We start from the raw sequence: 2,807 nt of genomic DNA, 5'->3' as shown, positions 1-2,807 counted from the left end.
TTCCTGCCGGTGAAGGAGAGCAACGACCATGGCTTCTGTCACGTACGACAAGGCGACCCGCATCTACCCGGGTGCGGACAAGCCCTCGGTGAACGCCCTGGACCTGGACATCGCGGACGGCGAGTTCCTGGTGCTGGTCGGCCCCTCGGGCTGCGGCAAGTCGACCAGCCTGCGCATGCTGGCCGGTCTGGAGGACGTCAACGACGGCGCGATCCGCATCGGCGACCGGGACGTCACCCACCTGCCGCCGAAGGACCGGGACATCGCGATGGTGTTCCAGAACTACGCGCTCTACCCGCACATGACGGTCGCCGAGAACATGGGCTTCGCGCTCAAGATCGCCGGCGTGAACAAGTCGGAGATCCGCACCAAGGTCGAAGAGGCCGCGAAGATCCTCGACCTCACCGAGTACCTGGACCGCAAGCCGAAGGCGCTCTCCGGCGGTCAGCGCCAGCGCGTCGCGATGGGCCGCGCGATCGTCCGCCAGCCGCAGGTCTTCCTGATGGACGAGCCGCTGTCGAACCTGGACGCCAAGCTCCGCGTCTCGACCCGTACCCAGATCGCCGGCCTGCAGCGCCGCCTGGGCATCACCACGGTGTACGTCACCCACGACCAGACCGAGGCGCTCACCATGGGCGACCGGGTCGCGGTGCTCAAGGACGGCGTGCTGCAGCAGGTCGACACCCCGCGCAACATGTACGACAAGCCCGCCAACCTGTTCGTGGCCGGCTTCATCGGCTCGCCGGCCATGAACCTGGTCGAGGTGCCGCTGGTGGACGGCGGCGTGAAGTTCGGCGGCTCGGTCGTCAACATCTCCCGCGAGAACCTGGTCGGCGCGGGCTCGGACAAGACGGTGACCGTCGGCGTCCGCCCGGAGCACTTCCAGATCGTCCCCGCGGGTGGCATCGAGGGCGTCGCGGTGACGGTGAACGTGGTCGAGGAGCTCGGCTCGGACGGCTTCGTCTACGGCACCACCAAGATCGGCGGCGAGGACAAGGACCTGGTCGTCCGCGTGCCCGGCCGTCAGATCCCGGCCCGCGGCGAGACCATCCACGTGGTGCCGATCGCCAACGAGACCCACGTCTTCGCCACCGGCAGCGGTGTGCGCCTGAGCGTCTGCGACTGACGCGACGCCCGGTCGGCCCGGCCACCCCGCGCGGCCGGCCCCTGGCCGCCCCACGGCCGAACCCGAGGCCGCCCCGCGCGGCTGACGACGGACACGACGGAGCCCGTCGGACCACTCCCGGTCCGGCGGGCTCCCTCCGTACACCCCCGCGTCAACACGGCGCGGGGACGAACCCGGACACCGTGTCACTCGATGGTGTAACGGAGGGCGATCCGGCCCGCACCCACCGCTACTCTCCTGAGGGTGAAGCAGCTTGTGCGCCGTATCGGCCAGACCGTCGCCCTGACCCTGCCGGTCGTCCTGGTGACCACCGGCACCCTCGCCGTGACCCGGGTCCCATGGGCCCCGCCGACCGGTCTCGACCAGCAGGTCGTGGCGGCGTCGAGCGGGGACGGCGCCGGGATCGGGCGTTCCACCACCGCGGCCAGGACGGCCGACGGGCTCGCCCCCCAGGAGTCGCTGCGGGTGGCCCTGCTGGACGAGCTGCGGGCGAAGAACCCGTCCGCCGCGCTGGACCTGCTGGAGCGCTCGATGCGCGAGCAGCCCTCGCTGACGCCGTACTGCACCTCGCTGGCCACCGAGCTGGGCAAGGCGGCGGTGCGCAAGTACCAGGGCGACGTCCAGCGGGCCCGTTCCTTCGCCCGCCCGGTCTGCGACGGCTCGTTCTCGGCCGGCGTGGTGGGCTGACGCCCGTACGGGCCACGGCCGGGGCGGCGGGCCTATTGTTCAGGCATGACCGCTGACTCCGGCCCCACCGCTGGCTCCGGCATCACCGCCGACCACGCGTCCCCGCCCGCTGCGCCGTCCTCGAACCCCGCGCCGTCCTCGAACCCGGCGCAGCCGTCGAACCCCGCGCAGCCCCTCGGCGGCACGCAGCCCCACCCGCCCCGGCCGACCTCGACGCCGGTCACCCAGGCCGTCATCCTGGCCGGCGGCCAGGGCTCCCGGCTGCGGCCCTACACGGACGACCGTCCGAAGCCGCTGGTCGAGATCCCTGGGACGGGCACGCCGATCCTCGGCCACCAGCTGGCCTGGCTCGCCGCCGAGGGCGTCACCGACGTCGTGGTCTCCTGCGGGCACCTCGCCGACGTGCTGGAGGAGTGGCTGGACAAGGCGGACCTGCCGCTGCGGGTGCGCACGGTGGTCGAGGAGGAGCCGCTCGGGCGCGGCGGCGGGCTCAAGTACGCGGCGAGGGCGCTGCCCCGCCCGGAGGAGCCCTGGTACGCCACCAACGGCGACATCTGGACCCGTTTCAGCCTGCGCGAGATGGCCGCCTTCCACCACGAGCGGGACGCCGTCGCGACGCTCGCGCTGGCCCGGCCGCGGATCCCGTGGGGCGCCGTGGAGACCGACCAGTTCGGCAACGTGCTGGACTTCATCGAGGCGCCGCCCTCGCCCTTCCTGATCAACGCGGGCCTGTACGTGTTCAGCCCGGAGTTCGCCGAGCTGCTGCCGGACGTGGGCGACCACGAGCGCACCACCTTCCCGCAGCTGGCGCGCGGCAAGCGGCTGGCGGGCTACCAGCTGCCGCAGGGCGTGTACTGGCGGGCGATCGACACCGCCAAGGACCTGACCGAGGCCGCCAAGGAGCTCGCCTCCGGTGCCGGGCGGACCCCCGTGTGACGACGCGGCCGTAACACCGCAGCAGCAAGCACAACGCCGGTCGGCCGGGTGCTCCCCC

General features: G+C 72.5%; 3 protein-coding genes. All 3 read left to right on the top strand.

The window, feature by feature from the left end; all coding sequences use genetic code 11:
- Positions 1-28 precede the first annotated feature (28 nt).
- The gene (locus tag IE332_RS12515; protein WP_189915901.1) at positions 29-1,126 is read left to right on the top strand and encodes an ABC transporter ATP-binding protein; all 1,098 of its coding nucleotides are present in this window, start codon (positions 29-31) and stop codon (positions 1,124-1,126) included.
- Between the two features lie 243 nt (positions 1,127-1,369).
- Positions 1,370-1,813, top strand: coding sequence for a hypothetical protein (locus IE332_RS12510; RefSeq protein ID WP_189915900.1), 444 nt, complete (start codon positions 1,370-1,372; stop codon positions 1,811-1,813).
- A 45-nt stretch (positions 1,814-1,858) separates the two neighbouring features.
- Positions 1,859-2,749 (top strand): nucleotidyltransferase family protein, encoded by an 891-nt coding sequence (locus tag IE332_RS12505; RefSeq protein WP_229928555.1) that lies wholly within the window; start codon positions 1,859-1,861, stop codon positions 2,747-2,749.
- Positions 2,750-2,807: the final 58 nt, after the last annotated feature.

The organism is Kitasatospora xanthocidica, from assembly GCF_014656195.1.
In the GTDB taxonomy this organism is placed as follows: Bacteria; Actinomycetota; Actinomycetes; order Streptomycetales; family Streptomycetaceae; genus Kitasatospora; species Kitasatospora xanthocidica.
Note: the sequence above shows the minus strand (reverse complement) of the source record. Positions and strands in the feature narration are given on the sequence as shown.

What these genes read in the sequence shown, in the direction of transcription:
- IE332_RS12515 (WP_189915901.1), top strand. Translation starts at nt 29, where the DNA reads ATGGCTTCTGTCACGTACGACAAGGCGACCCGCATCTACCCGGGTGCG.
- IE332_RS12505 (WP_229928555.1), top strand. Translation starts at nt 1,859, where the DNA reads ATGACCGCTGACTCCGGCCCCACCGCTGGCTCCGGCATCACCGCCGAC.